We start from the raw sequence: 24,596 nt of genomic DNA, 5'->3' as shown, positions 1-24,596 counted from the left end.
GTTGCCGCTGGCACCCGGCGAACATATGAAAATTGGCCTGGCGCGCATCGACGACCGCCTGATCCATGGCCAGGTGGCGACGTGCTGGAACCAAGGAGACCAACATGTCACGCATTATCGTGGTGAGCGACGAGGTGGCGAAAGATCAGGTGCATAAAACCCTGCTGACGCAGGTCGCGCCGCCCGGCGTGACCGCGCACGTGGTCGATGTCGACAAAATGGTGCGCGTCTGGAAAAACCCCAAATATGGCCGCGATCGCGTGATGCTGCTGTTTACCAATCCCACCGACGTGCTGCGCGTGGTGGAAACAGGGCGTCGACATTAAAACGGTCAATATCGGCAGCATGGCATTTCGTCAGGGGAAAACCCAAGTCAACAACGCCGTCTCGGTGGATGAGAAGGATATCGCCGCCTTCCGCAAGCTCAACGAGCGCCATATCGAGCTGGAGGTGTGTAAGGTCTCCAGCGATCCAAAACTGAAAATGATGGACCTGATTGCGAAGGTCAACGCGTAACACGCCGTCCGCTGCGCCTGCGGGCCAGTTAACGCTATCCTCCTGAGGAGAAGGGGTATGATGCGCTACAAATCATCCTGATCTTTATTGCCGCCTTTATCGCCGGCATGGAATCGATTCTGGATGAGTTTCAGTTTCACCGGCCGCTGGTGGCCTGTACCCTGATCGGCGCCATGCTCGGCGATATGAAGACCGGCATTATCATCGGCGGCACGCTGGATATTATCGCCCTGGGCTGGATGAACATCGGCGCCGCGGTGGCATCCGATGCGGCGCTTGCCTCAATCATCTCCACCATTCTGGTTATCGCCGGCGGACAGAGCGTCGGTTCCGGTATTGCGCTGGCTATTCCGCTGGCCGCCGCCGAGCAGGTGCTGACGATTATCGTGCGTACCCTCACCGTCGGCTTTCAGCACGCGGCCGATAAGGCGGCGGAGAAAGACAATCTGACGGCGATCTCCTGGATCCACGTCTCCGCGCTGGTGCTGCAGGCGATGCGTATCGCCATCCCGGTGCTGATCGTCGCCGTCTCCGTCGGTACCAGCGCCGTGCATTCGCTGCTCAGCTCTATCCCAGAAGTGGTCACCAACGGCCTGAATATCGCCAGCGGCATGATTGTCGTGGTGGGTTACGCGATGGTCATCAATATAATGCTCGCCGGCGATCTGATGCCCTTCTTTTACCTGGGCTTCGTTACCACCGCCTTCACCAGCCTCAACCTGGTGGCGCTGGGCGTCATCGGCGTAGTCATGGCAGTGCTCTATATCCAGCTGGCGCCGAAATATAACCGCGTGGCGGGCGCGCCTGCCGCTGGCCCGGCGAATAACGACCTCGATAACTAACTCGACTAAGGAACAGGTGACAACATGGTTGATACAACAACAGCACAGAAAAAACTGACCCCGGGCGACGTGCGCAGCGTGTTTTTACGGTCGAACCTGTTCCAGGGTTTATGGAACTTCGAGCGTATGCAGGCGCTAGGCTTCTGCTCCTCTATGGTGCCGGTGATCCGCCGCCTCTATCCTGAGAAACAACAAGGCGCGCAGGCAGGCGATTAAACGCCATCTGGAATTCTTCAACACCTATCCCTACGTGGCCGCGCCGGTGCTGGGCGTCACCATGGCGATGGAGGAGCAGCGCGCGAACGGCGCGCCGATCGACGATGGCGCCATCAACGGCATCAAAGTCGGCCTGATGGGTCCGCTGGCGGGCGTCGGCGTGGGGCACGGTGCGGCCGGTATTCGCCGCCCTCGGCGCCCGCATCGCCATGAGCGGCAGCCTGCTCGGCCCGCTGCTGTTCTTTATTTTGTTTAACCTGGCACGTCTGGCGACCCGCTATTACGGCGTCGCCTACGGCTACCGTAAAGGTATCAACATCGTCAGCGATATGGGCGGCGGCTTTTTGCAAAAGCTCACGGAGGGGGCGTCGATTCTCGGCCTGTTTGTCATGGGCGCGCTGGTCAACAAGTGGACGTACGTCAATATCCCGCTGGTGGTGTCGCGCATTACTGACCAGACCGGGAAAACCACGGTGACCACGGTGCAGAACATTCTCAATCAGCTGATGCCGGGCATCGTGCCGCTGCTGCTGACCTTCGCCTGTATGTGGCTGCTGCGCCGCAAGGTGAACGCGCTGTGGATTATTGTCGGCTTCTTTGTGATTGGTATTTTGGGTTACTGGATCGGCCTGCTTGGCCTCTAGCCCCGCTGTCGGGCGTTCGCGCCCGAAAAGATGACTTTGACGGACGGCCTGATGGCGATCTGCATCGGCGTGCTGCTGCTTTTTTCGCTTTACGACGAGCTAATTCTGCCGCGCCGTAAAGGGCCGACGCGTCTGCGCGGGCGCTGCGCCGTCGGCACAAGATCGACAGCCTGATTTTTATCAGGCTGTTGGCCATTTTGCTGTGGAATAACCTGTCGCATCAGGGCCCGCACAGTTCACCACTACCCTGATGAAGCGCGACGGGTTTTTCTATGGCGGCGTCTGGATAGACTATGGGCGCATTCAGAGCATGAACCTCTCTGAAGACGGCATTCTGGTGATGCAGCTGGAGCAGCATCGCCTGCTAATCGCCGTGCAGCAGCTCGACGATCTGGAACGCATCTATCACACCCCGGTGGAGGCGCGTTAGTCGCGCCGCCACACCATCAGCTGGAAATCGGCGTCGCACGCAAAGATTTTCGCCGCCTGCAGCTCGCTCCAGACTGAGGGCTTCGCGCGCCAGGCGAAAGGCGTTTTTGGCGATATCGAGGCCATAAACCTGCTCTCCCAACGCGCTCAGCGCCTAGGTGTAGTAGCCCTTGCCACAGCCGATATCCAGCAGCACCGACGCGGAAGGCAGCCATCACGCAGCAGCGCCACCACGCACTTGCGCAGCGGCTGGTAGTGGCCCGCCTCGAGAAATGTCCGTCGCGCCTGCATCATCTCTGCGTTGTCGCCCGGCTCGCGCGAGCCTTTATGCTGAACTGGCAGCAGATTGATATAGCCCTCTTTCGCCTGATCGAACTGGTGGCGGTTTTCACAGCACCAGCTGCGGTTGTCTGCGGTGAGAGGGATATGGCTGAGGGGACAAATCAGCGACATAAAGACTCCATTATCTGAACATGCCGCAGTGTACCCCGTTCGTCGCCGCGCCGAAAGCGCAAAGAAAAAGCCCCGGTCAACTGACCGGGGCTTTGTGATTCGTTTGCAGTGGTGCATGGCACCGAGCTGTGACGAAATCAGATAGCGGTTACGTTGACAGCAGCCGGGCCTTTCTGGCCGTCCTGAATTTCGAACTCAACGCTTTGGCCTTCAGCCAAGGTTTTAAAACCATTGCCCTGGATAGCGGAGAAATGTACGAACACATCTTTGCTACCGTCAGCAGGAGTGATAAAACCAAAACCTTTAGACTCGTTGAACCACTTAACCTGACCTTTAATCTTTGCCATTTGCAAATTCCTTAGAGTGTTTATTTTGCCCGGAGGCAGACCTACAGATAAACCAGAGACGTTACTGAATGAGGCACTAATTAAGGTTCGGCAAGGAAGCGGTATCCAGCGTCAACGTTTTTACTCGTAACTTCTTTACTGAAAATGCCATACATAAACAGAATTGTACCTCGTTTAACCCACGAATTATTATCACATATCCGCAAAATAATGGCAAGGCTTTTTTAAAGGGCGAACGATACGCCGCACAAAATTTACAAAGCAGCATCACACTTTTTGTCCATTCCGATACGGAGTATGACCACGTCCTAGCCTAAAAACCAATATTCATCAACTCGCTGGCGATGCTGATAACACGAATAGATAACCGCGTTCCCGTCCAACCTTGTTCGACGTAACGAATTATTTTAAAGATAAATTATTGCATTTATATAGCATATGATTTCTGGTAAGCGCAGCCCAAAGTTGAGGATACCCGTTGTTTTTCTTGACCTTGCCCACAATGTCATATGGTAGCGCAGGACTCAATATTCTTTTGCACCCCAAAAAGGAAAGTAAAATTCGCTTTGCCCCAATTAAAAGCCAAGCGACATATAAACATATTACGATTTATTCTTTGATACGGAATAAAAGATCTTAAAAAAAAAAACCTAAAGAACTGGCGATTATTACAGCGCTTTAGGATTTTTCCTGGGTTAAATTCGCCAGACTGCGCCCCTCGCCTATTTTCCACGGCGCAAAGCGTCCATTATCTGCGCCGCTCTGCTGCAGCACACGGTTTAATTCCGCGGGCGGCTCATCCAGCGACTCATCCGCCAGCTCAAAGACGCCCCAGTGCATGGGAATGGTCAGCGGGCAATTGATCAGCCGCCAGAGTACCACCGCGTGGTCAGGATCCATATGGCTGCTCGCCATGAACCATTTCGGTGCATAGGCGCCGATAGGCAACGCTGTCAAGTTGAACGGCCCTAGCCTGCGCGGGATCTCCGCCAGATTGTAGGAGTAGCCGCTATCGCCAGAGAACCAGAAATTGAGCGCGGCGCTGCGAATAACCCAGCCGCACCACAGCGAGCGGTTGCGGTTGTAGAGCGAGCGCATGCTCCAGTGGCGGGCCGGCACGGCCTTTATCTGTAGCGCGTCATGCTGCCACGTCAGCCACCAGTCCAGCTGGACGATGTGACACGCGTCGCGTCGGGCGAACCAGGTTTGCAGCCCCAGCGGCACGATAAAGGTAGCCTGCGGGAAACGGCGCATGATGCGTTTGACGGTAGCTAAGTCGAGATGATCGTAGTGGTTATGGGAAATCAGCACGTAGTCGAGGCGCGGCAGCTGCTGAATGCTTAACGGCGAGGGGGATTTGCGTTCTGGTCCGGCGAACAGCAGCAGCGACGAGCACTGCGAGAGCGCCGGATCGATAAGCAGATAGCGCTGGCCGATGCGCAGCAGCATCGCCGCATGGCACGCCACCAGACCCGATCCTTCTCCCCCGCCAGATCGGCGGGCTGCCACCAGCGCGCCGTAAAATCGGCGTAGCCCGCCTGCGGTGGAAAGGGCAATCCCTGTGCCTTGCGCGCTTTACTGGGATCGAACCCGGGGTTTTGCCAGGCCACTACGCCTCCTTGCTGAGGTAAGACTTAACGTTCCGGGATCAGGCGAATAAAATAGCGCTTCTCTTCGGGCTACTGCTCTGCCTGCGTTTTGGTATGAGCGTCAATCAGTCGGCGCAGCAGCGCATTTTGCTTTTTTTGCTCCTTCAGCAGCTGGATTTGCTCGCTGGCCCGGTTGACAAAAACCAGGTGACGAAAGCGATAAGAATAATCAACACCAGCACGCCATAGCAGAATAGCGGACCAGAGATTGTGGCTAACTCATTCATAACTGCCTCAAAAAAACGAAAGGGTATTAACCCTGTCGATTCTACCTGCCGCGCGCGCCGCTGACGAGACTGGACGCAGGAAAGCCGACATTCCTGAAATCGCACGCTTTGGCCTGCAGTGCAGCTACCTCACCGCCGCGGCCTGATCACCGCCCAGGATCTGCACAGTGACAGCGGCATTATCGGCGTCACGGCGTGTCCCGTGCTGAAAAAAGCGGCGACGTTATCGACAATTGAACAATGGCGGGCGGGCAGGCGCCCGCGTTGCTTCCTCTGAGAAGCGAATGGTGGGGAAAGAGATACTGAGACCGGCGATCGCCACGCCGAACCGGTCGAACACAGGCACGGCGATGCAGCACAGCCCCTCTTCCTGCTCTTCGTTATCCTCGCCGAATCCCTGCACCTTGACCTGATCCGGCGCCGCGATCAGCGCTTCGCGCGTGACGATGTTATTGGCGGTGCTGCGCTTGAACTCAACCTCCTGGAGAATATCATTCACCTCTGCCCGGTCGCGCCAGGCGAGCAGCACCTTGCCGATGGCCGTGGTGTGCAGCGGGTTGCGGCAGCCGATACGCGAATACATGCGCAGGTAGCGAGTCGATTTTATGGATATAGACGATACTGTCCTCTTCCAGCGCGCCGAGATGTATCGTCTCTTTGGTTAGCGGGAGAGCTCGCGCATCTGTACGTCGGCGATGCGGATCAGATCGACGTTTTGCAGCGCTTTCGCGCCCAGCTCAAACAGCTTGAGCGTCAGGGAGTATTTCTCGCTCTCCCCTTCCTGGGTAACGTAGCCTAGCGCTTTCATAGTCTGTAAAAAGCGGTAGACCGTACTTTTGGACATCATTACGCGCTGCGCTAGCTCGGTAATGCCGTGGTCGCGCTCTTCGCCCAGCGCCTGCAAGATGCCGAACACCTTCATTATAGAGGAAAAGGCATCAGGTTATTTGTCGTTATCACTGGCGGCCATCGCGCACCCTTTTTTTTTTAATTGTTTTAATAAAATCGGAACAGATGACCAATATAGCGCGTCCTTGCGCATCGTACCATTCTCCTTTGCGCGGCGCTGGCGCTAAGTAATATTTTTGCCGTAAAGACGGTGCGTTTTGCGGCTGATTTCATTAGCATGCGTGATATTCACCCGCTAGATATATCTTCTCTGTCACCCACACCTGTTCAAGACGGGCTAACCGCGCCACAGCGCTATAGCGCCATTTTTACCATTGCGTTAGACATTATGATGGCGGTGCTGGATGGGGCTATCACCAATGTGGCGCTGCCTACCATTGCCCGCGAGCTGCAGGCAAGCCCGGCACAGTCGGTCTGGATCGTTAACGCCTATCAGATTGCCATTGTAGCCTCGCTGCTCTCTCTGTCGTTTATCGGCGTTCGCTACCGCCGCGTGTATCAGGCGGGCCTCGGGCTGTTTATTCTGACCTCGGTGTTCTGCGCCCTCTTCTCTTCTCTTCGCTGCCGATGCTGACGCTGGCGCGCGTGCTGCAGAGCTTTGGCGGCGCCGCGCTGATGAGCGTCAATACCGCGCTGATCCGCATTATCTATCCGCAGCGCCATCTGGGATGCGGCATGGCGATTAACTCGCTGGTGGTCGCGGTGTCCAGTGCCGCCGGCCCGACGGTGGCGGCGGAGATCCTCTCTGTCGCCAGCTGGAAATGATTGTTTCTGATCAATGTGCCGCTGGGCATTATCGCGCTCTGGCTGGCGCTGCGCTTTCTGCCGGAAAACAGCCAGAAGGTAAAAACGCAGAAGTTCGATCTGCCGAGCACCCTGATGAACGAGCTGTTTTTCGGCCTGCTGATCTATGCGCTGACGGGCTTCTCGCAGGGGCAAAGCCCTGCGCTGGTGCTGGCGGTAACGGGCTGGTTCTTTGTACGGCGCCAGCAGCATATGACGGTGCCGCTGCTGCCGATCGATCTGCTCGTTCTGCGCGCAGATGCTGGCAATGGTTTCGCTGCCCTTTTTCTTACAAAACATGCTGGGGCGCGACGAGGTCGCCACCGGCCTACTGCTGACACCCTGGCCGCTGGCGACGATGGTGCTTGCGCCGATTGCCGGTAGCCTGATTGAGCATATCCATGCCGGACTGCTCGGCGGCATCGGCCTGGTGCTGTTTGCTGCCAGATTGTTTCTGCTGGCGCTACTGCCGGTGCAGCCGCACGACGCGAATACGCCCCCATAAAAAAGGCGACTCCAAGGAGTCGCCTTTTTTTTACAGCGCTTATTTCAGATACTGACCGCTGCGCAGCGCTTTTATACGTTTATCCAGCGGCGGGTGAGACATAAACAGCTCGCTCAGCGATTTGTTTTTGCCGTTGATACAGAAGGCCATCATGCTGCTCGGCTCCTGCGGCTCGTAGCTGGTTTTCAGACGCTGCAGCGCGGCGATCATCTTCTCGCGGCCTACCAGTTTCGCAGAGCCCGCATCGGCATGGAACTCGCGATGGCGCGAGAACCACATGGTGATCATGCTGGCCAAGATACCGAACACCAGCTCCAGCACCGTCGCCATGGCAAAGTAGACCAGCGGGTTGCCGTTGCTGCTCTCTTCACCGTCGCGGTTACCGGACAGGAAGCTAGAAACCACCTGCGCGATAATGCGCGAGATAAAGATGACAAAGGTGTTCACGATCCCCTGAATCAGCGTCATAGTCACCATGTCGCCGTTGGCGATGTGGGCGATTTCATGCGCCAGCACCGCTTCCGCCTCGTCGCGGCTCATGTTCTGCAGCAAGCCGGTCGACACCGCGACCAGCGAGGCGTCGCGGCGTGCGCCGGTGGCGAAAGCGTTGATGTCGGGCGCATGATAGATAGCGACCTGCGGCATCGCGATGCCCGCCTGCTGCGCCTGAAGACCAACGGTCTGCATCAGCCAGCGCTCAGTTTCGTTACGGGGCTGCTCAATCACCTCACCGCCAACCGAACGCAGCGCCATCCACTTCGACATCAGCAGTGAAACAAACGCACCGCCAAAGCCAAACAGGCCTGCCATGAACATCAGGCCCTGAACACTGCTTGACTGGACCCCTGTGAGGCTAAGGATCAGCCCAAAGACCAACATCACAGCCAGGTTGGTCACCAGGAAAAGAGCAATACGCATCATAAAAGTTCATTATCCTCGGTTGTTCATGCGCTCTCTGCGCGGATCCCTATCCTAGGGTCATTGCGGCGCATTTCAAGCAGCCTTAACTTTTAAGTTTTTAAAAAGACATAACTTTACATTTAGCCATGCTTTTCTTCGCCAAACGGATTTTCGCGCGCTGGTGGCGGCGCGAGGCGCAAACAAAGCACCGCGCTGCGGTGCTTTTTTCCTTCCTTGCGCTTATTGCGCGGCAGGCTGCGCTCTGCTCAGCTGCGCCAAGTCATTGGCGATGCGCACCGTTTCATCAAGATAGGGATCCGGCTCTTTGTAATCCTTCGGCAGCTCGTCCAGATTCTTCAGCGGTTTTTTGCCCTCTGCCTGATAGCGCGCGTTGACGCGCTCCAGACGCAGCGCGTCATCGTCGTGGTTCTCTTTCTCACGCTGGGCGAGATTGAGCGACACGATGTTGCGCTTCTCCTTCATCGCGTTGAAGCGGGCGATATCCTTCATAATGTACTGGAACTCGCGATCCTCGGCGATGCGCGTCTCGTACTGTTTGGTCAGCTGCGCCAACAGCGGCTTGACGTCACCGGTTTTGCTATAGGTGGCGGCGTTGATGCTGTCCCAGGGCAGCGCGTTGTCTTCGAACTTCTCGCCGGTTTCCGCCGCTTCCACGCCGGTCGGCATCAGCAGGTCCGGCGTGACGCCTTTAAGCTGAGTGCTGCCGCCGTTGATGCGGTAGAACTTCTGGATGGTGTACTGCACGGAGCCCAGCGCCGGCCATTCCGGACGCAGCATCTGATCGTAGATGCGGTTCAGCGAGCGGTACTGCTGCACGGTGCCCTTGCCGAAGGTCGGTTCACCGACGATCAGCGCGCGGCCATAGTCCTGCATCGCGGCGGCGAAAATCTCCGACGCCGAGGCGCTGAAGCGATCTACCAGCACCACCAGCGGGCCTTTGTAGTAAACGACGCCGTCGTTGTCGCCGTCTTCACGCACGTGCCCGTTGTTGTCGCGCACCTGCACCACCGGTCCGCTGGGAATAAACAGCCCAGAGAACGACACCGCTTCGGTCAGCGCGCCGCCACCGTTGGTGCGCAGATCGATGACAACGCTGTCGACGTTCTGCTTCTGCAGTTTTTGTCGTTGCACCTTCACGTCGTCGGTGAGTCCAACGTAGAAGCTCGGAATATCAAGCACGCCGACTTTCTGTTTGCCGAAGTTATGCACGCTCATTTTCACCGCGCGATCTTCCAGACGGATCTTTTCGCGGGTCAGGGTCACGGTGCGGGTTTTGGTGCCTTTGCCGGCCGGCAGCACTTCGAGGCGAACCTTGCTGCCCTTCGGCCCTTTGATTTTGGCCACGACGTCGTCGAGGCGCCAGCCGATGACATCTTCCATCGGTTTACCCGGCTGCCCTACGCCGACGATGCGGTCGCCGACGCTGATGGACTTGCTTTTCGCCGCCGGACCGCCCGCCACTATGGAGTTGATCACGGTATAGTCATCATCCATCTGCAGCACCGCGCCGATGCCTTCCAGCGACAGGCTCATCTCGGTATTGAACTGTTCGGTGTTGCGCGGCGACAGATAGTTTGTGTGCGGATCGATTTCGTGGGCGAAGGCGTTCATCGCCAGCTGGAACACATCTTCGCTGTTGCTCTGCGCCAGGCGGCGAATAGCTAAGTTGTAGCGCTTGGTGAGCACGTCGCGAATTTCGCTGTAGCTTTTGCCGATCAGCTTCAGGCTGAGCTGGTCATACTTGACTTTGACGTCCCACAGCGCGTTCAGCTCCGCCACATCTTTCGGCCAAGGCGCCTTGGCGCGGTCGGTATCGATAGTGTCGTTGCCGCTAAAGTTCATCGGGCGGCTCAGCACGTTGAGCGCATACTGGTAGCGCTCGAAACGGCGTTTTTGCGCCAGATTGTAGAGATCGTAAAACACCACCAGCTTGCCGCTGCGTAGCTCGTCGCCGAGCGTGCTCTTTTTATCCGCGAACTGCGCCATGTCCGATGCCAGAAACACGTTGTGGTTGTAGTCGAGCATGTTGAGATAGCGGTCGAAGATTTTCGCCGAGAAGTCCTGATCGAGATCGAACTGGCGATAGTGAGAGCGGGTAAAGCGGGAGGTCACCCGTTCGCTGACGGTGGGATCCTGCGGACCTTCATGCAGCTGGGGGATTTGGTCGGCGCGGGTGATACTCTCCGCGCCAAAGCCAAAGAAAGGGCCTGCCAGCAGCAGGCCCGTAATCATACCGATTTTTAACAGGGTGTTCATGCCGGGGTCAGCCTCCGTTTCAGAACTGCAAGTGTTCCGCGCGCACAATCATTGCCATGCCGGAAGCGAGCTGTACCCGAACGCCGTCTTTTGAGACTTCAAGAACAGTCGCTTCCATCGCACTTTTGCCTGCTTTGACTTTGATATTCTGGCCGGGTTGCAAAGTTGAGGTATCGGTGATCGGTTTCGCCTGTGCTGCCGGACGCGGAGCCGGTTTGCGATCCTGAGCGGCCGCGCGCGGCGCCTGAGAACGCGGCTTGCGTGCGGCGGGACGGCGTGGACGACGCGGTTCAGTGCCCTCTTCACCCGCTTCGCGCTTCGCGGCTTTCTGCTGCTCGCGCTGCGCCTGAGCGCGCGCTTTCGCCTCTTCCAGCTGCTGACGCGCATGCTGTACGTGCTGCTCGTCCAGCACGCCGCACGGGTTGCCGTCGAGGTCGACGCGCGTCGCGCCCGCCTTGATGCCGTAGAGATAACGCCAGCTGGAGGTATAGAGGCGCAGCGCCGAACGCAGCTGCGTCTTGCTCAGGCCCATCTCGCCCTGAACGCGCTCTACCAGATCCTGAAAGATACCGATTTTGAGCGGACGCGCCTCACCTTCGGCGCTAAAGCAGCTTGGAAAACGTTCCGCCAGAAAGGCGATCACTTCTTTACTGCTATTCAACTTAGGTTGATTTTCCATGAAATTTCCTGATTACAACGGGTTTGCCGACCAGAGCAGGCATGAACAGGCGACATTATAATGACAACCTTGTCAAATGCCATGCAATCCAGTCGATTAGCTGTGCGTCAGCTGCAGAAATTTATCGATGTTGCTGTCCACCAGTACTTCACAAAGCCCATCAGTCAGTGCAACCAGCCCAGACTCGTCCTCGCTGTCGAAGCGATTGAACACCGTGCTGTCGATGTCCAGCGTGCCGACGACCGCGTCCTTTACTTTCAGAGGAATCACGATCTCGGCGTTTCTGGCGGCGTCGCAGGCGATACGGCCGGGGAAAGCGTGCACGTCGTCTACGCGCTGCACTTTATCTTCATCTTCGGCGATCGCTGTGCCGCATACCCCTTTGCCGACCGGAATGCAGACGCAGGCGATTTTGCCCTGGAAAGGTCCGAGCACCAAGGTGTTGGCTTCCGTCAGCAGGTAGATAAACCCGCCCAGTTCACGCCCTCGAGGCGTTCGTAAGCAGCGCGCTGAAGTTGCCCAGCGCGGCGAGAAACGACGTTTCGCCTTCAAGCAGAGCGCGCATATCGCGATTCAAATCGGCGTAAAAGGCAGTTTTGTTCATTGTTTAACCATTACCATTAACAAAGAGCGGTCTTTGTAACCGCCCGTTAACATAAGCACTAAATATCCGCTGCTACAACAAGGTGAATCATAGCGTTAGTTGCTGTAATCTTGGATTTTTGTGGATCGAAAGCGTGGGTTCTTGCGGGCGTGCCTGAAACGTGACAACGTTCTTTGTTCTTTCCCTACGACACAGCCGGTCACAGTAACAACCATCCGGGCGAAAACAGCATCACCCTATGAAAAATTCACGCCATCAGCCAGCCATTGCCCCACGCACGTTATCAGCGTTGCCCGCAATGCGATACCCTTTTCCCTTACCGGATGTGAAATCGCACCAGTCTGCCTATTGCCCGCGCTGCCATGCGCAAATTATCAGCGGGCGCGACTGGTCGATGACGCGCCTGATGGCCATGGCGGCCACCCTTCTGGTGCTGACGCCCTTTGCCTTTACCCTGCCGCTGGTGGATATTCGCCTGCTCGGCATGCGCATTAACGCCAGCATGCTGGGCGGCGTGATCCAGATGGCGGAACAGGGCAACGTGCTGACCGCCTAGATGGTGGCGTTCTGCACCATCGGCGCGCCGGCCGCGCTGGTGGCGGGCATCGGCCACCGGCTCGGCATGAATTTGCGGCCAGTGCTGCTGATGCTGGAAAAGGTCAAAGAGTGGGTGATGCTCGATATCTACCTGGTCGGCATCGCCGTGGCCTCAATCAAGGTGTAAGATTACGCCTCGCTGGAGATCGGCTACGGGCTGGTCGCCTACCTGACGCTGACGGTGCTGAGCCTGCTGACGCTATCCACCTTAATGTTGAGCAGCCGTGGGAGCATTTCTATCCGCAGAAGCAGTACGGCGCCCCCCGTGCGCAGCTGCAGGTCTGCCTTAACTGTCCAACACCGGCCTGCCGGATGCACGCGGCCGCTGCCCGCGCTGCCATACGCCCCGCTCGACTATCGCCGCCGCCACAGCCTGCAAAAATCCTGAGCGGCGCTGATCGCCCCGATTGTGCTGCTGATCCCCGCCAATCTGCTGCCCATCTCGGTGGTCTACCTCAACGGCTTCCGGCGCGAGGACACAATTTGCCCCGGCATTCTCAGCCTCGCCTCCGGCAATATTCCGGTGGCGGCGGTGGTGTTTATTGCCAGCATTCTGGTGCCCTTCACCAAAGTGCTGGTGATGCTGACCCTACTGCTGAGCATTCACTTCCGCTGCGAGCAGGGGCTGAAAACCCGAATCCGCCTGCTGCGGGTGGTGACCTAGGTTGGCTGCTGGTCAATGCTCGATCTCTTTGTTATTTCATTAACCATGTCGCTGGTCAATCGCGATCAGCTGCTGGCTTTTACCATGAGACCCGCCGCCTTCTACTTTGGCGCGATGGTGATCCTGACCATCATGGCCGTTGAGTGGCTCGACAGCCGCCTGCTTTGGGATGCACATGCAACAAGGAAACGCCGACTACATCGACTAACGCGACGCTGCGCAACAAGCGAAAGGTTTCTCCATTCTGGCTACTGCCGGTGATCGCCATGCTGATCGCCGGCTGGCTGCTCTAGAACAACTACGAAGAGCGCGGCACGGTGATCACCATCAACTTCCTATCGGCGGACGGCATCGTGCCGGGACGCACGCCGATCCTCTATCAGGGGGTGGAGGTCGGCACCGTGCAGGGCATCAATCTGAGCGACGACTAGCGCACAATTCAGATCAAGGCCAGCATCAAGAGCGACATGAAAGAGGCGCTGCGCGAGAACACCCAGTTCTGGCTGGTGACGTCGAAGACGTCGCTGGCGGCGGTGTCGGGACTCGATACGCTGGTGGGCGGATAACTATATCGGCATGATGCCGGGTAGCGGCAAGCCGCGCGAAAGCTTCGTGCCGCAGGACAACCTAGCCGAAGTACCGCGTTATTGAGATGTGCAGCCCGAAAGTGAGCCTGACCGACACAAACCTCAGCAGCCTGCTCACCGGCAATACGCTGGAGCTGGTGCCAAGCGACGGCGAGCCGCAGGATCACTTCGTGGTGCTGCCCGCCAGAGAGTAGCTGCTGCAGAAGCCTAACGTGCTGACGGTGAAGCTCACCGCGCCGGAGAGCTACGGCATTGACGCCGACCAGCCGGTGATGCTGCACGGCATGCAAATCGGTCAGATCATCTCGCACGAGCTAACGGAAAGCGGCATTGTTTTCGTCACGGCGATCGAGCCGGGCTACCGCAATCTGGTGCACGACGACAGCAAGTTTATCGTCAACAGCCGCCTCGACGTGAAGTTCGGTCTCGACGGCATGAAGGTGCTGGGCGCCAGCACGCGCGAATGGGTCGATGGCGTCATCCGCCTGGAGTCGGGCGACCAGGGCGCGGCGAAAGCGCGCTATCCGCTCTACGCCGACGCGGAAAAGGCGGAGGAAGGCATTATCGGCGATCGCCCTTCCACCACCCTGACGCTGACGGCTAACACTCGGTGGTGCTGTTATGAGGTGGGCGAAATCGTCGACGTAACGCCGCGCGCCAACGCGTTCGATATCGCCGTGCACATCAAACCGGCCTACCGCAAGCTGCTGACCAGCGAGAGCGTATTCTGGGCGGAAGGCGGCGCGCGCGGTCGGCAGCCAGATTATCCTGCACACCTTTTTTGACGCCAGCAAGCTGTCTGCGGGCATGCCGATCCACCATTTTACGCGGGCGGTTCCAGATATCGACGTTATGCTCTACGCAGCGCCGGATATGATCCGGATTGTTGAACGTCGGCAGATTGTGTTCGGTATGAGAAATCGTCGCCATCTTTTCGCTGATGCGCTCATCGTCCATCACCCAGGAGAAATGCCAGCCGGCATCGTTTACGATGCGCATGCGCAGCTTCAGCAACTTCCAGCGCCACCAGCTATCGCGTATCGGCGTGCCTTTGCGCTTCACGTTGCGCAGCAGCTCAGGCTGCCCCTGAAAAAAGCCTTTAGATGCCTGAAGGTGTTCGTTTTGGGCAGCTTGCACAACCGCGCCGAACCATCTTCATTCAACACCTGCACTTTGAATTTGAAGTTATAGAAATTCTGGTAAAGCGCGGTGCACAGATGGCGCGCGCGGAACTGCTTAAGGACCTCAGGACGCGGGATCTCGTCGACATCGGAGACGATAATAATGTCGTTGTCTCGCGCCTCGGTTAATCCCCGCATAATGGCGTTATGGGCAACGGTTTCGTTCTCCCAGGGATCGGATTCGCCCGCCTTTACCAGCGAACTGTTCGACTGGAATTCATGCTGATGAATTCTGGGCACGGCGTCGTTGACCACATAGATAATTTTGTCGCGAAAGCGGCCGAATGTTTCGATATCGAAACAGAGTTTGTCGCGGCGTTTGCCGGTAAAGGTATACAGCGATTCAACGATGACAAACTTATCGACATGGTCATAAAGCGTGTCAATACACAGTTCAAGAAGCATGTCTTCGTCATAATATAAAAAACACTCATAAATCATGGGTTTTGCTGCCTGCGCTACGTTGTGACCGCCTTACGTTAGCAGATCGGCGGCAGCACAAAAACAAAAAAGTAGCAAAATCTTACAGGCCATTAGCGCAACGCTGACAGAGACGATAAAGGTTAATGCCATCCGGCCTAGCAGACAGGCGAATAACCTCTTATAACAGACTCAGGGCCAGCGAATATTGCTGGCGCAAAGCTATTTTTATCAGGCGTTTCCTAATAACGGACACCTCCGTCAGGCTTAACGGTGGCCGCCGTGGCGGCGCCGGATCAAAGCTGAAACTGGGTCGGGCTAAAAAATGAAAAGCGCCCTGCGTCATCGGAAATAGCCGGGCCTGCTGCTGCGTCAGTTTAATTTTCACTGAACAGACGGGCGTGGTGATTGATAACAGCCTCGCTACACAACGGTCATAGAAAATTAACAGCTAAAGATGGCAGTAATATATTATCCCGCCCTTCACCGCGGTAAATTTGCGTTGCTTTGAGTCTTATTATGCGCCACGGCGCGGTATAAGCCGGCATTAAATAACTAGCCATGCCCGACGGATTTAACCCCGCGATGGGATAAAGCAGGCGCGGAAAAGCACTGCGTTTCGACTGGGTGAGGCGGGTTTTACGCTGGCGGATGCTCGCTGCCCATTATCAGCAGGAGTTACGGAGACTGCTTTCCATTTTATCTATTGGCTAAAAGCGCAAACTTCTGCGGCATAGCGTGGTTCGACAGGATAAGGCGCCGCTGATCTCTCGCGCCGCCGCTGTTAATCCGCAGTGCAAAAAAGGACCGAACACGATTCCTGTATTCGGTTCAGGGAAATGGCTCTTGTAGAGCCGTGCGCTAAAGGTTGGCATTTAATGAAGGCGATGTCGCCTTACAACTTAAGGTTAGTCCACATTGGTGGAAAAGCCAGCGAACGGCCCCGAGCAGGAGATTATTAGGATCAGTTTGTGATCCTGACGGCAGAATCATCGACGAAAAGGAGCAAGCGCAGCACGAAATAAGCGCTATTTGCCGCATAGCGCCTGGGTTCGCTCGATAATCGGCTGCAGGCTCATCATCTGTCCCGGATGCGCCTTATCCTCTGCCTGAATTACCGAGATAGGATGGGCGTTAACCTGGCCCGACTTAACCCGCGCTTCGGCTTTGTCATTAAGGGAATACTGTATCAGCGTGCTGGGGTTGATGGCGAACAGCGAGCCATCCTTTTCGCAGATCAGCATCACTTCTTCACAGCTGAACGGCCAAACCGCCTTGCCGACTTCGAAACGGCTAACGGTGATAATCTGCGCCGCCATTGCCTGGCCGCCGAGCGATAACAACAGCATTGCGGGGATCACTTTCTTCAGCAAAATAGCCTACCTTTTTTTTACTCAGTCAAAACGGGTCAAACTCAGGCCGGCGACAGAGTGTCGAAGACGCTGACCAAGCCAACCACTCCACACACCAGCAGCAGCTCAAGCTGCGTCATGCGGATAAAATAGTGCTGCGCGCCCTTGCCCGCCAGGCGAAAGCGCGGCACCAGCACGTAGCGATTAAACAGCGCGACGCTGACCATCAGCACCACCAGCGCCACCTTGGCTGCCAGCAACACAGCATACAGGTTCAGGCGACACTGAGCGGGCCAGCCGGCGATCAGCAGCATATTGATCAGGCCGGTGAGCAGCGTCAATGCCACGGCCAGATGACCGTAGCGGGAAAAACGCATCATGCTACGGATAGTGTCGCTGCGCCACACGATGCGCCGCGCCTCGCGCATCAGCAGCGGCAGCCCGCCAGCCCAAAAGGCGGCGCCCGTCAGATGCAGCAACTGATTAAGCTGCTGCAGCGCGCCCGCGGCGCCGTCGCGCATCGCGGCGTGTCCGGTCAGCGCCATGGTGCCGAGCTGCAGCAGCACGCCGAGCAGCAGTGCCAGCCACATCTCGCCGTCGTCGAGGTTACGTCAGCCGCCACCGGTACGCTACCGTGCTGCGTTGTCAGCATCAGAAGCGCGCTGAGCGGCACCAGCCAGAGGGCGGCGCTCATCATGCTCTTTAGCCGCTGCGCCAGCGCAGCACGGTAGCGTACCGGCGCTAGCAGCGCGGTGTAGAAGGCGCAGCCCGCCAGCAGGATCCACAGCGTCTCCACCGCTTACTTCACGCTAAAGCGATAGCTGCGGGCTTATGGCCATCCACGGAGAGCACATGCCACCTGACATAGTAATCGCCCGGGCGCAGCGGCGCCTGCAGGGGCACGGTCAGACGATTAGGCTGCCCGGTGTCGCGCTGCGACTTGCCGCTGGCAACCGTCTTCTGCTGGCCGTCAAGCAGCATGACGCCGCTGAAGGCTAGCTCAATATCTTCCGTAAAGGTCAGCGTCAGCGCCTGCGGCGCAACGGCGACCGCCTTGTCGGCCGGTTCAGACGCGCGAGATAGGCATGCGCCAGCGCCAAGGTGCTAACGGACCACCGCAGCGCCAGCCAACATGGTTTTTATCTGCACAGGATCATCCTCTTAGCTGCAGCCAAAGCGGCAAACGTGGCGCAAGGATACGCCGAGGCGTATAAGGTGTCGAGGGCCAGCAATGCTATCCTTTGCCCTTGATCCCGGCAGGGATAAGCATTATTTTTGCCCCCTGTCTTCAGGAGATCCCCATGAGTCAAAACCTCGCCCTGCTTTCTCAGGAAGAGAAAGATAAAGTTAACGTTGAACTGGCCGCGGCGGGCGTGGCGTTCAAAGAGCGCTACAACATGCCGGTCGTGGCTGAGATGGTTGAGAAAGAACAGCCGGCCGCGCTGCGCGACTGGTTTCGCCAGCGCCTGATGCACTATCGCCAGGCGTCGCTCTCTTTCTCGCGCCTGCCCTACGAACCGAAACAGAAGTAAGCCATGCTACGAGTAATCGATACTGAAACCTGCTGTCTGCAGGGCGGTGTGGTGGAGGTGGCGTCGGTCGACGTGATCGACGGACAGATCGTCAATCCAATGAGCGATCTTATTCTGCCGGATCGCCCTATCAGCCGTCAGGCGATGGCGGTTCACCGCATCACCGAAGCGATGGTGGTCGGCAAACCGACCATTGAAGAGGCTATCGGCCGCTATCACGGCAGCGCCTTCTATGTCGCTCACAACGCCAGCTTCGACCGACGCATGCTGCCGGAAATGCACGGCAGCTGGATCTGCACCATGATGCTGTCGCGCCAGCTCTGGCCGGGCATTAAGTACGGCAACCAGGCGCTGCGCCACAGCCTGAAGCTGGAGGTGACGCCGCCTGCCGATCTGCATGCCCACCGCGCCCTCTACGACTGCTACGTCACCGCCGCGCTGCTGATCCGCATCATGGAGACCTCCGGCTGGGATGCGGCGCAGATGGCGCTGCGCTGCCAGCCCGCTGCGAGCGCCGTCGTCGGCGACGTGCTGCCGTTCGGCAAATACTGCGGCCAGACCGTGGCGGCCATCGCGCGCAAGGACCCGCGCTATCTGCGCTGGGTGCTGGAGAACGTGCGCGACCTACGCCCCCCGCTGCGGCAGGCGCTGCGCAAGTACCTCAGCGACGATCAGTAGTCACGCTGCGGCAGCAGGCTGCCCTGCGCCAGCACGATCAGAAAGGTCAGCTCCATGGCAATCCCTTCGTAGGATTTTTAGCGTCCCGATTTGCTGCCGTGCCCGGCTTCCATATCCGTGCAGAGCATCAGCAAGTTGTTGTCGGTCTTCATCGCCCGCAGCTTCGCCACCCACTTCACTGGTTCCCAGTACTGCACCTGGGAATAGTGCAGGCCGGTGGTCACCAGCATGGGCGGGCAGGCCTTCGCTTTGACGTTATCGTAAGGGCTATACTGGCGCATATAGCCGTAATAGTCGGCGTCGTTGGGGTTGCCTCACTCGTCATACTCGCCGGTGGTCAGCGGAATAGACTCATCCAGCATCGTAGTGAGCACGTCGACAAACGGCACCTGTGCCACCACGCTGTGGTAAAGCGTCGGCGCCATATTGATTGACCACCGCGCCCATCAGCAGGCCGCCCGCGCTGCCGCCCATGGCATAGAAACGATCGGGCTGGCCAAAGCCTTTTTTCACCAGCGCCTGGGTCACGTCGATAAAGTCGGTAAAGCTGTTCATCTTGTTAAACAGCCGACCGCCGTCATACCAGCGCTGCCCCAGCTCGCCGCCGCCGCGCACGTTGACAAGCGCATAGATAAAGCCGCGTTCCAGCAGGCTCAGGCGGCTGACGCTAAAATCCTCCTCCATATTGCTGCCGTAGGCGCCTAGCCGTAAACCAGCATAGGATTTTTGTCGGGCTGATAGTGCTGGCGGTGATAGACTAACGACACCGGCACCTCGGTGCCGTCGCGCACCGTTATCCAGTGGTGTTCGCTTTTGTAGTCGTCCGGATCAAAATCGCCGACCGCGCTCTGCTTCAGGATGCGCCGCTCGCCTGTGTCCATATCAAGCTCGAACAGCGTAGTCGGCGTGGTCATGGAGCCATAGCCTTAGCGCAGCTTGCTGGTCTCCGGCGTAGGATTGAACGCCAGCCAGGTGACATAGGTGGGATCGTCGAAGGCGATACCAGTATCTTCGCCGGTTTGCCAGTGAATTTGCCGCAGGCTGGTAAGGCCGCGCTGGCGCTCCTCGACCACCAGTCTGTCGCGAAACAGCTGAAAAACCTCTATCACCACATGGTCGAGCGGCGCAATTAGCGTCTCCCAGCGTGACTCGTCCAGCCAGCGCGTGCGGTAGAGGCCGAAGTTTTTCCCCTCGCGGTTGGAGCGGATATAAAACTGGTGCTGATAGTGATCTAGGCTGTATTCATGATCTTTCCGGCGCGGCAGGAAAACCTGCGGCTGCGCGTCGGGGATACCGGCGTCGATCAGCTAGATTTCGCTGCTGTTGGTGCTGAACAGCGCGATGAGAATAAAGTGATCGGACGTGGTTTTGTGCACGCTAAGGTGATAGGTGTCATCCTTTTCTTCATACACCAGCTGGTCGTCGCTTCGCGGCGTGCCCAGCTCGTGGCGCCACACCTGATAGAGCAGCAGCGTCTGCTCACGCTTGCGCACGTAGTAGAGCGTGCGCGAGTCATTGGCCCAGTCGATGCTCGACGAGGCGTTGTTCTACACCTCTGGATACCAGCTTCCCTGCACCCGGCAGCGGAAGCGGATGCCGTACTGCCGCCGCGACAGAAAATCTTCCGCCAGCGCCATTACCTTGTTGTCGGGGCTGATATTCAGCGAGCCCATGGTATAGAACTCGCTGTGCGACGCGCGTTGGTTAGCGTCGAACAGCAGCATCCACTCGTCGGTTACGGCGCAGTCGGCCGGCTGGCGATAGTAGGCGGCATACTTATTGCCACTCTCATAGCGGCTCTGGTAGTGATAGCCGTTGTGCACATAGGGCACTGAGTGATCCTGCGGCGGCAGGCGACCAACTATGTCTTTTAACAGCTGGTTCTGCAGCGGCTGCTGCGTCGCCATGATCTGCTTGCCGTAGTTATTTTCGTCGCGCAGATAGTCCAGCACATCATTTTCGCGCTTATCGTCGCGCAGCCAGTAATAATTGTCTACCCGCGTGTCGCCGTGAAGGGGCATGTGCCGCGGATTTTTTTCGCGATGGGGGCCTGCATGCTGTGTCTCCATGTTATCTGTTTACTTAAGGGTGGCATCAGGTCGCGGGGAAGCCAAATTTTTGTGCGTGACGCCTTGTTATTGCGGCCGCGCGCGGCGGCCGCAGAGGCGCTAGTCAGCGGGAAGCTGCGCTTTTTGCGCGCGCAGGTCGCCGTCGATGCCGTCGCGCACGTCCTGCGGGATCTTCAGCGCGTTAAGGTAGCTGCGCTTCATAAAGTGATCGACATCCACCGCGGCGCAGCTAAGAAGAATTGAGCTCTAGGGCCTCCTCCTTATTTTTCACGTCCGCCGCCAGCTAGCCGGGATCGAGCGGACGGTTCATCGCCTTCGGGATCAGCGCCTCCGCCTGCTTGGCCGTAGCCCGCTTCATGAATGCTGCGCTCAATGGCGGCGCGTATACTGCGCGCGTTTTGACTCACAGGTGAAATTATGACGACTCTTGGAACTGCGCTGTGTCCGGCCGCGACGCGCGTCATGCTGTTAGGCTCGGGCGAGCTGGCGCTGCAGCGCGCGCAGGCGATTGCCGGCGAGGTGGTGAAAGCGCTGGGCGGCTACGGCCTGTTCGGCGTCGGGCTGTTTGTCTACGGCGATGAGGTGATCTTCAGCGAAGTGTCGCCACGCCCGCACGACACCGGCATGGTCACGCTGATTTCCTAGGATCTCTCAGAGTTCGCGCTGCACGTGCGCGCCTTTCTCGGCCTGCCTGTCGGCGCCATTCGTCAGTACGGGCCGTCGGCCTCGGCGGTGATTTTGCCGCAGCTGCACAGTCAGAACGTGCAGTTCTTCAACGTGGAAGCGGCGCTGGGCGCGGGCCTGCAGCTGCGCCTGTTCGGCAAGCCGGAAATCGCCGGTTCGCGTCGCCTCAGCGTCTCGCTGGCGAACGGTGAAAGCGTTGAGGACGCGTTCGCGCGCGCTATCGCCAGCGCCGCCGCGGTACAGGTCGAAGGCTAAGACAATACGCGGTGAGCACCCTGCTCACCGCCACGGATTACAGCATGTTACTTCGCCCCTTCACCGCTTCGCGCCAGACGCGTGATGCGATCCCAGTCGCCTGACTCCAGCGCTTCGTTCGGCACCAGCTAGGAGCCGCCAATGCACAGTATGCTTTTCAGCGCCAGATAGTCGCGGTAGTTAGCGGGCGAAATGCCGCCGGTCGGACAGAAACGTACCTGCGGGAACGGCCCGCCGATCGCCTGCAGAGCTTTGACGCCGCCGTTGGCCTCTGCCGGGAAAAATTTAAATTCGCGCAGGCCGTAGTCCATGCCGGTCATCAGCTCGGAGACGGTGCTGATGCCGGGAATAAGCGGCACCGGTCCCTCTGTGGCCGCCTTGAGCAGCGATTAAGTGACGCCCGGGCTAATTACAAACTGCGCGCCCGCCTCGGTCACTTCCTGTAGCTGCTGGGTATTGATCACCGTGCCCGCGCCGACGATGGCGTCCGGCACCTCTTTGATCACCAAGCGCAGCGCGTCCATTTGCCACCGGCGTGCGCAGCGTCACTTCCAGCATGCGAACGCCGCCCGGCACCACCGGTCCAGTGGTCAGAATTTTTTCCGCACTCGTTTTCCACTTCTTCATCAGTTCCCCTTGCTTATCCATACCGGCAACGTCAATCCGGCGCGCCAACAATGCGTCACTACCATACAGGAGCGACTTTGGCATCGTCTACGCGCCTGCGATTTTTTTGAAGCCCCGGTTCATTTTTTAAAATGCAGACACAAAAAAGCCCGCGCGCGGCGGGCTTAATTGCGGTTATTCGAACTCGTTCCAGGAGCGGCCGTCGCGCGTGATCATCGCCACGGAAGCCACCGGTCCCCAGGTTCCCGCCTGATAAGGCTTGGAGGAGTCGCCATCGGCGGCCCAGGCGTCGATAATGGAATCGACGTAGGACCATGCCGCTTCTACCTCGTCGCGGCGCACAAACAGCGCTTGAATGCCGCGCATGGTTTCCAGCAGCAGGCGCTCGTAGGCGTCGGCCAGATGCGACTGGTTAAAGGTCTCTGAGTAGCTCAGATCGAGTTTGGTGGTCTGCAGCTTGTGCTTGTGATCCAGACCCGGCACCTTATTGAGGATCTCAATATCCACCCCTTCGTCCGGCTGCAGACGAATGGTGAGCTTGTTCTGCGGCAGTTCGGAATAGGAATCCTTGAACAGGTTCATCTCCGGGTTCTTGAAATAAACCACTACTTCGGAGCATTTGGTCGGCAGACGCTTGCCGGTGCGCAGGTAGAACGGCACGCACGCCCAGCGCCAGTTGTCGATATCGACGCGAATGGCGACGAAGGTTTCCGTCGCGCTGGACTTGTTTGAGCCTTCTTCTTCCAGGTAGCCCGGCACTTTTTTGCCCTGCACAAAGCCGGCGGTGTACTGGCCGCGCACCGTTTTCTCGCGCACATTGGTCTGGTCGATACGGCGTAGCGAGCGCAGTACCTTCACCTTCTCGTCGCGAATGGCGTCGGCGCTGAGATCGGACGGCGGCGACATGGCGATCATGGTCAGGATCTGCAGCAGGTGGTTCTGGATCATATCGCGCATCTGACCCGCCTGGTCGAAGTAACCCCAACGGCCTTCGATGCCCACTTCCTCCGCCACGGTGATCTGCACATGGTCGATGGTGCGATTATCCCAGTTGTTAACGAAGATGGAGTTGGCGAAGCGCAGCGCCAGCAGGTTCAGCACCGTTTCCTTACCGAGATAGTGGTCGATACGGAACACCTGGCTCTCTTCGAAGAATTCACCCACCGCGTCGTTGATCTCTTTTGAGGTTTCCAGCGAAGTGCCGAGCGGCTTCTCCATCACCACGCACGCCGGTTTGGCGTTCAGCTTCACAGAGCCGAGGCCTTTGCAGATAGCGCCGAAAGTGCTGGGCGGCATCGCGAAGTAGTTGATGGTGGTGCGTTTCGTCTGGTCAAGCATCTTGCCCAGCTTCGGGAAATGGGACGTGTCGTTAACGTCGAGGTTGCAGAAGTCGAGACGGTTGCTGAGTTCGTCCCACAGCGCTTCATCAATCTTTTCCTTCATAAAGGTTTCCAGCGCCTCACGCACCACTTTGGTGTAGGCCGCTTTATCCCACTCAGCGCGGCCTACGCCGATAATGCGGGTTTCTTCATGGATCTGACCCGCTTTTTCCAGCTGATACAGTGAAGGCAACAGTTTCCGGCGTGCAAGATCGCCTTTGGCACCGAATATCACCAGATCGCATGCCTGGGCTGTTTGTGTTACCGCCATTTTCCTCTCCTCGTTGCAGGATGTTCCCGTTGGGCGAGCGTCCTCAGCCAGCAGGTCCGCGTTGTAATTTTCTTTCAGCACAATGTACTTATTTCAGGGGGTCAGGTAAACCGACTCCGCGCGGGTTCGCAGAGATAAGGCTCTACCCATTCCGGCGCTGCCACATGTTGCTGCGGGCGCTTTTGTTGCGGCGGGTGTCTGACAAAATCGAATCCGGGTCAAATTATGACAAAATTTCTCTGCGCCGGATTGTCATCTCTTGCGCGTGATCACGGCTTACGCGGTATATTCACGCTTTTATTCCCCCCTCAGCCAGCCAT

At 57.9% G+C, this 24,596-nt stretch carries 17 protein-coding genes and 15 pseudogenes; 13 read left to right on the top strand and 19 right to left on the bottom strand.

Going from position 1 to position 24,596, the window contains the following annotated elements; genetic code table 11:
• The first annotated feature begins 25 nt into the window (after nt 1-25).
• The 6 genes and pseudogenes from EIO60_RS16810 (at nt 26) to EIO60_RS11740 (ending at nt 2,648) form a co-directional block, all read left to right on the top strand.
• On the top strand, nt 26-157 hold the full coding sequence (locus EIO60_RS16810; RefSeq protein ID WP_374058179.1) for a PTS sugar transporter subunit IIB: 132 nt from the start codon (nt 26-28) through the stop codon (nt 155-157).
• On the top strand, nt 105-326 hold the full coding sequence (locus EIO60_RS11760; RefSeq protein WP_258576891.1) for a PTS sugar transporter subunit IIB: 222 nt from the start codon (nt 105-107) through the stop codon (nt 324-326). Before EIO60_RS16810 ends, EIO60_RS11760 begins: the two co-directional genes overlap by 53 nt.
• Before the next feature lie 19 nt (nt 327-345).
• Nucleotides 346-516, top strand: a complete 171-nt coding sequence (locus EIO60_RS11755) for a PTS sugar transporter subunit IIB (RefSeq protein ID WP_258576890.1) — start codon at nt 346-348, stop codon at nt 514-516.
• Nucleotides 517-587: 71 nt separating this feature from the next.
• A complete protein-coding gene (locus EIO60_RS11750) occupies nt 588-1,358 on the top strand; it encodes a PTS mannose/fructose/sorbose transporter subunit IIC (RefSeq protein ID WP_258576959.1) in 771 nt (256 codons plus the stop codon).
• Nucleotides 1,359-1,382: 24 nt separating this feature from the next.
• Nucleotides 1,383-2,218, top strand: a pseudogene (locus EIO60_RS11745) (PTS mannose transporter subunit IID).
• Between the two features lie 30 nt (nt 2,219-2,248).
• Nucleotides 2,249-2,648 (top strand): annotated as a pseudogene (locus EIO60_RS11740) (DUF986 family protein).
• Here the strand turns inward: EIO60_RS11740 and EIO60_RS11735 are convergent.
• The 6 genes and pseudogenes from EIO60_RS11735 to EIO60_RS16805 all read right to left on the bottom strand — a co-directional run bounded on the left by EIO60_RS11735 (nt 2,645) and on the right by EIO60_RS16805 (nt 5,204).
• Nucleotides 2,645-2,773, bottom strand: coding sequence for a hypothetical protein (locus EIO60_RS11735; protein WP_258576972.1), 129 nt, complete (start codon nt 2,771-2,773; stop codon nt 2,645-2,647). The pseudogene EIO60_RS11740 and the gene EIO60_RS11735 sit on opposite strands and share 4 nt — an antisense overlap.
• Nucleotides 2,736-3,100 (bottom strand): annotated as a pseudogene (locus EIO60_RS11730) (putative RNA methyltransferase); the annotation flags it as partial. The pseudogene EIO60_RS11730 and the gene EIO60_RS11735, both read right to left, overlap by 38 nt.
• A 137-nt stretch (nt 3,101-3,237) precedes the next feature.
• Nucleotides 3,238-3,447 carry a transcription antiterminator/RNA stability regulator CspE gene (gene cspE, locus EIO60_RS11725; protein ID WP_003852684.1) on the bottom strand — a complete coding sequence of 70 codons (210 nt, stop codon included), beginning with the start codon at nt 3,445-3,447 and terminating at the stop codon, nt 3,238-3,240.
• 80 nt (nt 3,448-3,527) lie between these two features.
• Nucleotides 3,528-3,602 carry a DUF2627 domain-containing protein gene (locus EIO60_RS11720; RefSeq protein WP_374058192.1) on the bottom strand — a complete coding sequence of 25 codons (75 nt, stop codon included), beginning with the start codon at nt 3,600-3,602 and terminating at the stop codon, nt 3,528-3,530.
• A gap of 523 nt (nt 3,603-4,125) precedes the next feature.
• A pseudogene (locus tag EIO60_RS11715) lies at nt 4,126-5,072 on the bottom strand (MBL fold metallo-hydrolase); the annotation flags it as partial.
• Nucleotides 5,073-5,126: 54 nt separating this feature from the next.
• Complete coding sequence (locus EIO60_RS16805; protein ID WP_374058191.1) at nt 5,127-5,204, bottom strand: hypothetical protein; 78 nt, start codon at nt 5,202-5,204, stop codon at nt 5,127-5,129.
• A 220-nt stretch (nt 5,205-5,424) separates the two neighbouring features.
• Between EIO60_RS16805 and EIO60_RS11705 the strand changes: the two are divergent.
• Nucleotides 5,425-5,560: pseudogene (locus EIO60_RS11705) on the top strand (YobH family protein); the annotation flags it as partial.
• Here EIO60_RS11705 and kdgR read toward each other — a convergent pair.
• Nucleotides 5,547-6,245: pseudogene (gene kdgR, locus EIO60_RS11700) on the bottom strand (DNA-binding transcriptional regulator KdgR). The pseudogenes EIO60_RS11705 and kdgR sit on opposite strands and share 14 nt — an antisense overlap.
• A gap of 204 nt (nt 6,246-6,449) precedes the next feature.
• Between kdgR and EIO60_RS11695 the strand changes: the two are divergent.
• A pseudogene (locus EIO60_RS11695) lies at nt 6,450-7,502 on the top strand (MFS transporter); the annotation flags it as partial.
• A 57-nt stretch (nt 7,503-7,559) separates the two neighbouring features.
• Here the strand turns inward: EIO60_RS11695 and htpX are convergent.
• The 4 genes and pseudogenes from htpX to msrC all read right to left on the bottom strand — a co-directional run bounded on the left by htpX (nt 7,560) and on the right by msrC (nt 11,980).
• Nucleotides 7,560-8,441 (bottom strand): protease HtpX, encoded by an 882-nt coding sequence (htpX, locus tag EIO60_RS11690; protein ID WP_258576889.1) that lies wholly within the window; start codon nt 8,439-8,441, stop codon nt 7,560-7,562.
• 219 nt (nt 8,442-8,660) lie between these two features.
• Entirely contained in the window at nt 8,661-10,697 is a 2,037-nt protein-coding gene (prc, locus tag EIO60_RS11685; protein ID WP_258576888.1) for a carboxy terminal-processing peptidase, read from the bottom strand.
• 19 nt (nt 10,698-10,716) lie between these two features.
• Nucleotides 10,717-11,376 carry an RNA chaperone ProQ gene (gene proQ / locus EIO60_RS11680; RefSeq protein WP_258576887.1) on the bottom strand — a complete coding sequence of 220 codons (660 nt, stop codon included), beginning with the start codon at nt 11,374-11,376 and terminating at the stop codon, nt 10,717-10,719.
• Nucleotides 11,377-11,472: 96 nt separating this feature from the next.
• A pseudogene (gene msrC / locus EIO60_RS11675) lies at nt 11,473-11,980 on the bottom strand (free L-methionine (R)-S-oxide reductase MsrC).
• Between the two features lie 245 nt (nt 11,981-12,225).
• Here msrC and yebS point away from each other — a divergent pair.
• A pseudogene (gene yebS, locus EIO60_RS11670) lies at nt 12,226-13,502 on the top strand (membrane integrity lipid transport subunit YebS).
• A pseudogene (locus tag EIO60_RS11665) lies at nt 13,406-14,328 on the top strand (MlaD family protein); the annotation flags it as partial. The pseudogenes yebS and EIO60_RS11665, both read left to right, overlap by 97 nt.
• Nucleotides 14,329-14,886: 558 nt before the next feature.
• Here the strand turns inward: EIO60_RS11665 and EIO60_RS11660 are convergent.
• The 4 genes and pseudogenes from EIO60_RS11660 to EIO60_RS11645 all read right to left on the bottom strand — a co-directional run bounded on the left by EIO60_RS11660 (nt 14,887) and on the right by EIO60_RS11645 (nt 17,804).
• Nucleotides 14,887-15,414 (bottom strand): glycosyltransferase family 17 protein, encoded by a 528-nt coding sequence (locus EIO60_RS11660; RefSeq protein WP_258576886.1) that lies wholly within the window; start codon nt 15,412-15,414, stop codon nt 14,887-14,889.
• 1,043 nt (nt 15,415-16,457) lie between these two features.
• Nucleotides 16,458-16,778: a YebY family protein gene (locus tag EIO60_RS11655; protein ID WP_374058190.1), complete on the bottom strand. Its 321-nt coding sequence runs from the start codon at nt 16,776-16,778 to the stop codon at nt 16,458-16,460.
• A gap of 65 nt (nt 16,779-16,843) precedes the next feature.
• Nucleotides 16,844-17,577: pseudogene (locus EIO60_RS11650) on the bottom strand (CopD family protein).
• 8 nt (nt 17,578-17,585) lie between these two features.
• On the bottom strand, nt 17,586-17,804 hold the full coding sequence (locus tag EIO60_RS11645; protein ID WP_258576957.1) for a copper resistance protein CopC: 219 nt from the start codon (nt 17,802-17,804) through the stop codon (nt 17,586-17,588).
• A gap of 278 nt (nt 17,805-18,082) precedes the next feature.
• On the opposite strand from EIO60_RS11645, the gene EIO60_RS11640 reads away from it, so the two are divergent.
• Entirely contained in the window at nt 18,083-18,313 is a 231-nt protein-coding gene (locus EIO60_RS11640) for a DNA polymerase III subunit theta (protein ID WP_258576885.1), read from the top strand.
• Between the two features lie 3 nt (nt 18,314-18,316).
• Nucleotides 18,317-18,991 (top strand): exodeoxyribonuclease X, encoded by a 675-nt coding sequence (gene exoX / locus EIO60_RS11635; RefSeq protein ID WP_258576884.1) that lies wholly within the window; start codon nt 18,317-18,319, stop codon nt 18,989-18,991.
• Here exoX and EIO60_RS11630 read toward each other — a convergent pair.
• Together EIO60_RS11630 and EIO60_RS11625 are read right to left on the bottom strand one after the other, a co-directional pair.
• Nucleotides 18,985-21,060 (bottom strand): annotated as a pseudogene (locus EIO60_RS11630) (prolyl oligopeptidase family serine peptidase). The gene exoX and the pseudogene EIO60_RS11630 sit on opposite strands and share 7 nt — an antisense overlap.
• A 99-nt stretch (nt 21,061-21,159) precedes the next feature.
• A pseudogene (locus EIO60_RS11625) lies at nt 21,160-21,443 on the bottom strand (DUF533 domain-containing protein); the annotation flags it as partial.
• Between the two features lie 97 nt (nt 21,444-21,540).
• Between EIO60_RS11625 and EIO60_RS11620 the strand changes: the two are divergent.
• Nucleotides 21,541-21,999: pseudogene (locus EIO60_RS11620) on the top strand (ATP-grasp domain-containing protein); the annotation flags it as partial.
• Between the two features lie 47 nt (nt 22,000-22,046).
• On the opposite strand, the pseudogene EIO60_RS11615 reads toward EIO60_RS11620, so the two are convergent.
• A pseudogene (locus EIO60_RS11615) lies at nt 22,047-22,626 on the bottom strand (bifunctional 4-hydroxy-2-oxoglutarate aldolase/2-dehydro-3-deoxy-phosphogluconate aldolase).
• A gap of 174 nt (nt 22,627-22,800) precedes the next feature.
• Nucleotides 22,801-24,276 (bottom strand): glucose-6-phosphate dehydrogenase, encoded by a 1,476-nt coding sequence (gene zwf / locus EIO60_RS11610; protein WP_258576883.1) that lies wholly within the window; start codon nt 24,274-24,276, stop codon nt 22,801-22,803.
• Nucleotides 24,277-24,596 lie beyond the last annotated feature (320 nt).

The sequence above is a fragment of the Candidatus Pantoea persica genome (assembly GCF_013753875.1).
In the GTDB taxonomy this organism is placed as follows: Bacteria; Pseudomonadota; Gammaproteobacteria; order Enterobacterales; family Enterobacteriaceae; genus Pantoea; species Pantoea persica.
Note: the sequence above shows the minus strand (reverse complement) of the source record. Positions and strands in the feature narration are given on the sequence as shown.

Excerpts from the sequence above, each read along its gene's own strand:
- htpX (WP_258576889.1), bottom strand. The coding sequence starts at position 8,441 with ATGATGCGTATTGCTCTTTTCCTGGTGACCAACCTGGCTGTGATGTTG.
- exoX (WP_258576884.1), top strand. The coding sequence starts at position 18,317 with ATGCTACGAGTAATCGATACTGAAACCTGCTGTCTGCAGGGCGGTGTG.
- EIO60_RS16810 (WP_374058179.1), top strand. The coding sequence starts at position 26 with ATGAAAATTGGCCTGGCGCGCATCGACGACCGCCTGATCCATGGCCAG.
- EIO60_RS11735 (WP_258576972.1), bottom strand. The coding sequence starts at position 2,773 with ATGGCCTCGATATCGCCAAAAACGCCTTTCGCCTGGCGCGCGAAGCCC.
- EIO60_RS11655 (WP_374058190.1), bottom strand. The coding sequence starts at position 16,778 with ATGCTGTTGTTATCGCTCGGCGGCCAGGCAATGGCGGCGCAGATTATC.
- EIO60_RS11660 (WP_258576886.1), bottom strand. The coding sequence starts at position 15,414 with ATGCTTCTTGAACTGTGTATTGACACGCTTTATGACCATGTCGATAAG.
- cspE (WP_003852684.1), bottom strand. The coding sequence starts at position 3,447 with ATGGCAAAGATTAAAGGTCAGGTTAAGTGGTTCAACGAGTCTAAAGGT.
- proQ (WP_258576887.1), bottom strand. The coding sequence starts at position 11,376 with ATGGAAAATCAACCTAAGTTGAATAGCAGTAAAGAAGTGATCGCCTTT.
- zwf (WP_258576883.1), bottom strand. The coding sequence starts at position 24,276 with ATGGCGGTAACACAAACAGCCCAGGCATGCGATCTGGTGATATTCGGT.
- prc (WP_258576888.1), bottom strand. The coding sequence starts at position 10,697 with ATGAACACCCTGTTAAAAATCGGTATGATTACGGGCCTGCTGCTGGCA.
- EIO60_RS11755 (WP_258576890.1), top strand. The coding sequence starts at position 346 with ATGGCATTTCGTCAGGGGAAAACCCAAGTCAACAACGCCGTCTCGGTG.
- EIO60_RS11760 (WP_258576891.1), top strand. The coding sequence starts at position 105 with ATGTCACGCATTATCGTGGTGAGCGACGAGGTGGCGAAAGATCAGGTG.
- EIO60_RS11640 (WP_258576885.1), top strand. The coding sequence starts at position 18,083 with ATGAGTCAAAACCTCGCCCTGCTTTCTCAGGAAGAGAAAGATAAAGTT.